This window comes from Halalkalibacter wakoensis JCM 9140 (genome assembly GCF_000513095.1).
Classification (GTDB): Bacteria; Bacillota; Bacilli; order Bacillales; family Bacillaceae_D; genus Halalkalibacter; species Halalkalibacter wakoensis.
On record NZ_BAUT01000009.1, the window covers coordinates 87104 to 93103 of the forward strand.

Sequence of the window (6000 nt, forward strand, 5' to 3'; positions counted from 1 at the left end):
AGGTTTCTCCTTTCGAAGGCTCAATCAAAAAAAACACCTGACCCAAACTCGGGTCAGGCATCTTACACCAAAATACGATATTCTTTTATCTTGTTATACAACGTTCCTCTAGAGATACCGAGGAGATTGGCTGCAGCGCTTTTATTCCCATACGTCTTACGAAGGCTTCTTCAATCATAATTGCCTCGTTATTTCCAGAATGGATCTGCCCATCCGATGAAACATTTTCTTCCTCTTGCAAACCATGCATCTCTGTTAGCGTAGGGGGTAAATGCTTTAGTGAGATTTCCCCACCATCTAGCAATACGATGCATCGCTCAATTACATTTCGGAGCTCTTTCACATTGCCTGGCCACGAATAATGAACAAACACATCCATGACTTCTTGCGAAAGGTTTGGAATTTCCTTTTGATATTTCTGACTAAATTCTTCAACAAATTGATCCACTAATTCAATTATATCCTTCGTCCGATTACGCAATGGAGGAAGATCAATTGTAATAATTGCTAAGCGATAATAAAGGCTTTCATTAAACTCCCCTCTTCTTACCATCTCTTCAAGTGGTTGAGTGGAAGAAGCAATCATTCGTGTTTGTGTCGTAATCCGTTCATCCCCCCCTACACGGTAGAAAGAGGGGTTCTCAAGATAATCAAGTACCTTTTCTTGAAATTCCAGTGGCATTCTATCAATGGCTTCAATAAATAACGTTCCGTTGTCTGCTTGCTCAAGTTTCGAGCTGTTTTCTGTGTTTTGATAGCCAAACAACTCTGCTTCAAAAAGTCCCGGAGGAATGGTTTGACAATTCATCGAAACAAATGGACCGTTTCTTTTTGAACCTCCATAATGAATTGCTTGTGCAAACATTTCTTTACCTGAGCCTGCCTCCCCTGTTAAAAGAACAGGAATATCCGCATAAGCTACTTTTTGTGCAACATGAAAGGCTTCTTGTATTTCTGACTCTCCTCCTAATAGGAAAGAGAACGGTTCTTTTTCATTAACAAGTACCGAGGCTTGGGAATCAAGCTCCTCATTCAACCGGACTACCCTAGTAATATCTTGTTCTGTGGCGACTCCCCCGATAATTTTGTTATCGTACAATATAGGAGAAGCATTGATCAAAACATGCGTTTTATCATTCGGTCGATGATAGGCTCCTCGGACTGGTAAACCTTCTGTTAAAATACGATGAAGATAGACCGATTCTGTTTGGAAATGCTCACTAATTTTTTGGCCAATAATCTCTTCCCGCTTGATTTTATATGTTCCTTCAGCTGCCGTATTCCAGCAAAGCACAGCCCCTTCATGATCAACAGCCGTTACAGCATCATTAACCGTTTCAGCTAAAGTTTGAAAATACGAGGTTATCTTTGCCTTTTCTTCTTTTAAATACCGTGACCATTCACTAGCCGTAACAATTCCAACAAAATCGGATCCTTCCCGAACGATTACCGGCCTGCTCCAGATCTCATCTTGTTCTGAGATTTCCTCTAACGTTGTCACAGCCGAAGTCATCCATTCAATTTCATTAAGCCAATCTCCAACTAGTTGAAAGTCTTTACCTAAGGCAATAAGCTTACTCTCATCCTTTGCGATCACATACGTTTTTTGCCCAGTAATAATAACAAAATCATTTTGCGTTAATGTTGTTATTACATCTTTTAAAGGGGTGTCAGACTCCAGAATCGCAAAGGCGTTATGAATATAAATCTGTCCAATTCTGAACATACTAAGTCCCTTCTCTTGTAGTTTCTTTTTAACTATAACATAGATTGAACAGTAGTATCTAAATGAAACAAAGCATTAAACACTTTTGTTTATCGAGAAAAATCATCCGTTTTGTTAGAGAGCACGGAAAAAAGGAATATTTCCGTACTCTCTAACAAAATGAATAAACCATTTTTCGTTTGCTAAAGCCTGCTACAAGTATTCTTCTCCTAGCAGGCTTGCAAGTTGTGAAGCTATTAAATGACATTTCAAATAGCCTGTTCTTTCAACTGAGATTTTGAATTATAATTTTCGAGACGTTAATTTTGCTTGTGTAAAAAGCAGCATATAATCATATCCACCTGCTTTTGAGTCCGTTCCAGACATGTTGAAACCTCCAAATGGATGCACTCCAACTAATGCTCCAGTACATTTACGATTAATATAAAGGTTCCCGCAATGCATCGTCTCAAGCGCATATTCAATACGGTCTTCAACACTTGAATAGTAAGCGCCCGTTAACCCATAATCTGTATCGTTGTAAATCGCTATTGCTTCCTTCCAATCAGCTGCTTTAGCAAGTGCTAACACTGGTCCGAAGATTTCTTCTTGCATAATACGCGCCTTAGGATCCACATCAGCAAACACAGTTGGCTGAATAAAATAGCCTTTGCCTTCCGCTCTTGAACCGCCTACTTTTAAAGTCCCTTCTGATTTGCCAATTTCAATATAACTTAACACCTTTTTCAACGCTTTTTCATCAATGACTGGACCTATCGGAGCGTTTTCTTCTGGTAAACCAATTTGAAGTTTCTTCGTTAACTCCACCACTTTATCAACTACTTCATCGTAAACCGATTCAACGATTATGGCACGTGAGCCCGCTGAACACTTTTGTCCTTGGAAACCAAAAGCAGAAGCAACAATTCCTTGTGCTGCAGCATCTAAATCTGCTGTCTCGTCAATAACGCACCCGTCTTTTCCACCCATTTCAGCGATCACACGCTTTAGCCAAATTTGTCCTGGTTGTACTTTTGAAGCCCGTTCATAAATACGGCAGCCAACTTCACGAGAACCTGTAAACGAGACAAAACGTGTTTTCGGATGCTCTACTAAATACTCGCCAACTTCAAGTCCATCACCTGGTACAAAATTTAAAACTCCTTTTGGCAAGCCCACTTCTTCCATTAACTCAACAAATTTTGCAGCGACAACCGGAGCAGAATCAGCTGGTTTTAATAAAACGGTATTTCCAGAAACAATCGCCGCTACAGTCGTACCAGCCATAATGGCTAACGGGAAGTTAAAGGGAGAAATGATAATACCAACTCCAAGAGGAATGTACGAAATCTGATTATTCTCTCCTTCAAGCTTTGTTAAAGGTTGATGTGTACTTGTCTCGCTTAGTCGAATCATTTCTCTTGCATAAAATTCCATAAAATCAATTGCTTCCGCAGTATCTGCATCAGCTTCAGCCCAGTTTTTTCCAACTTCATACACAAGCCAAGAAGAAAATTCGTGCTTACGCTGTCTCATTAAGTTTGCTGCTTTAAACAAATAGTCAGCACGTTCAGCCACATTAACTTTTTTCCATGACTCGAATGCAACTAGCGCTTCTTGCATCGCCTGTTCAGCTAATTCTGTTGTTGCTTTGTTTACATACCCCACTACTTCATCTATATTAGCTGGATTAATGGAAACAATCTGTTTGTCCGACGTTATTTTTTCCGCACCAATGGATAAAGGGTAATGTTTTCCAAGTTCAGCTTTGACTGTCTTTAGAGCGTCTTGAATGTCTTTTTTGTTTTCTTCGTTAGAAAAATTCGTAAATGGTTCATTTTGAAATAGAGAAATATTTGTTGTTGTTGTCATCGTAATCAAGCTCCTTTTTATTTAAAAAGATTTTTTACTACAAACCAGACATTAGCAGGTCGTTCTGCTAATCGCCTCATGAAAAAGCCAAACCAGTCGATTCCATAAGGAACATAAACTCGTACTTTGTATCCTTCTTTGACCAATTGATCTTGTAATTCAACGCATATGCCATACAACATTTGAAATTCAAATTGTTCATTTGGAATGTTATTTTCCTTTACGAACTGTTTTGTGTAGGTAATGATTTGTTCATCATGGCTTGCGATTGCGGTATAATTTCCATTTAATAAATGTGTTTTTATAATAGATTGAAAGTTTTCATCTACATCTTTCTTATCTGGAAAAGCAACGTTAGGTGATTCCTTATAAGCTCCTTTTACGAGACGGAGGTTTGCACGGCACTTGTTTAATTCATGCATGTCTTGTTCCGTTCTGTACAAATAAGCTTGTATCACTAGACCGACATTGTCATACTCTTTTCTTAGTTCTTCATAAATATCGATGGATACTTGACAATGTGCATAATCTTCCATATCAATGCGAACGAAATTGTCGTAAAGCTTCGCAGTATCAAGAATTTTCCGTAAATTTTGCATGCATAAGTCTTTCCTAATATCTAGTCCAATCGATGTTAGTTTCAGAGATAAGTTTGATGTTACGCCAGCTTCAGCAATAGCCTCTAATGTGCGAATACACATCAGTGCAGATTCAATTGCTTCTTCCTCGGTAAAAACAAACTCGCCCAAATGATCAAGGGTGACTACTTTCCCATGTTCATTCAACGTTTGAACGGTATGAATGGCTGCTTCAATCGTTTCTCCAGCAATAAATCGACTTGCTCCAAAACGTAATCCATATTTTTTAGCCAACTGATTAGCCGAACGATTTTTCCCTAGTGTCTGAAACACATTTCGCATTAACACTTCCATAACATCCCCCCTTTTTTGTAACCAAGAAAACTTAAAATGATAGATATTAAGCCGGCCATACATGTACAAACACCACCTCCACAACTCGAACAACCTTGTTAATAACAGTTTATTAAATTTAAACAATATTGTTCATTCGTTGATGTAATTATATTTTATTTTGGACACTTTTATTACATATATGAGAGATTTTTTGACAAAAAACTTTTAAATTGAACACTTTTGTAAAGTTCACCACACAAAAAAAACGAGTCAATTTGACCCGCTGCCCTACTCACTATTATTTATCTCATTCATTTTGAGAATTGAACACTTGCATACTATGACTTTGTAGATCTCTACCGATTTTTTCTTGAATGAATGATGCTGCATGGATAAGCTTATTGTAATCAATACCTGTTGCAATTTTCATTCCATTTAGCATATAAACTAAATCATCTGTCGCTAAATTTCCAGATGCTCCTTTTGCGTATGGACATCCTCCTAAACCACCTAATGAAGAATCAAACGTTGTAATTCCCATACCTAATGAGCTCAACACATTCGCCAATGCGATTCCCCTTGTATCATGAAAATGCATAGCCAATTTCTCAGCAGGATAACGCTTAAGCAAAACATCTAAAACTTCTTGTACTTGCTTTGGATTTGCTACCCCAATGGTGTCCCCTAACGAAAGTTCACCAATGCCCATTTCAAATAAAGCTTCTGCTATACGTACAACTTGCTCTACATTAATAACTCCCTCATACGGGCAGCCAAAAACCGTTGACATATATCCTCGTACCCTTTTTTTCTCCTTGATAGCCTCTTTTACAACAACATTCACACTTGAAAGAGATTGCGAGATGGATTGATTCGTATTTTTTCGACTATGTGTTTCACTGACTGACGTAAAAACAGCAATTTCATCAATATTCACTTCAAGTGCTCTTTCTAATCCTTTTTGGTTAGGTACTAGCGCTGTATAGACAACATCTTTTTCCTTCGTAATTCCACGCGCAACCTCTTTTGCATCAGATAAGGAAGGAATCCACTTCGGATGAACAAAAGAGGTTAATTCAATCGATGTTAGCCCCGTTTTCGATAATTGATTAATCCAAGCAATCTTATCCTCAGTTGGAAGAAAAAGAGGTTCATTTTGTAAACCATCTCTTGGACCAACCTCTTTTACCTTAACTTGACTCGGCCATTGCATATTGCATCTCCCTCCGTTCGAAATCATTTCCGTTGTTTCTTCACATTGATAACGTTTACATTTTTTTCGATCTGTTTTCTTGATTTTATTCGTAATCCGTTTATCACATTCCGCCTCTTCAAAATTTAGATAAGGACTAATAAAAAAAGTGAGGGTATTTCCATATTTAAACACCATTTTTACTCAACCAGTTTCACAGAAGCAGGTTTCTTTTTTTTAATGACCTTTCGAAGATTATTAATTCATTAAGATAGGAAGGTTATACAATTGTAACTGTCTCTGAAGGATTAAATAAA

At 37.8% G+C, this 6000-nt stretch carries 3 protein-coding genes and 2 pseudogenes; all 5 read right to left on the reverse strand.

Annotation, left to right across the window (positions count from 1 at the left end; all coding sequences use genetic code 11):
* Positions 1–62: 62 nt before the first annotated feature.
* Positions 63–125 (reverse strand): annotated as a pseudogene (locus JCM9140_RS25145) (helix-turn-helix domain-containing protein); the annotation flags it as partial.
* 170 nt (positions 126–295) lie between these two features.
* Positions 296–1726: pseudogene (locus JCM9140_RS06165) on the reverse strand (sigma 54-interacting transcriptional regulator); the annotation flags it as partial.
* A 282-nt stretch (positions 1727–2008) separates the two neighbouring features.
* Positions 2009–3577 (reverse strand): L-glutamate gamma-semialdehyde dehydrogenase, encoded by a 1569-nt coding sequence (gene pruA / locus JCM9140_RS06170; protein WP_034743790.1) that lies wholly within the window; start codon positions 3575–3577, stop codon positions 2009–2011.
* A 17-nt stretch (positions 3578–3594) separates the two neighbouring features.
* On the reverse strand, positions 3595–4509 hold the full coding sequence (locus tag JCM9140_RS06175) for a proline dehydrogenase family protein (protein WP_034743815.1): 915 nt from the start codon (positions 4507–4509) through the stop codon (positions 3595–3597).
* A 289-nt stretch (positions 4510–4798) separates the two neighbouring features.
* Positions 4799–5704 (reverse strand): hydroxymethylglutaryl-CoA lyase, encoded by a 906-nt coding sequence (locus JCM9140_RS06180; protein WP_034743818.1) that lies wholly within the window; start codon positions 5702–5704, stop codon positions 4799–4801.
* Between the last annotated feature and the right edge of the window lie 296 nt (positions 5705–6000).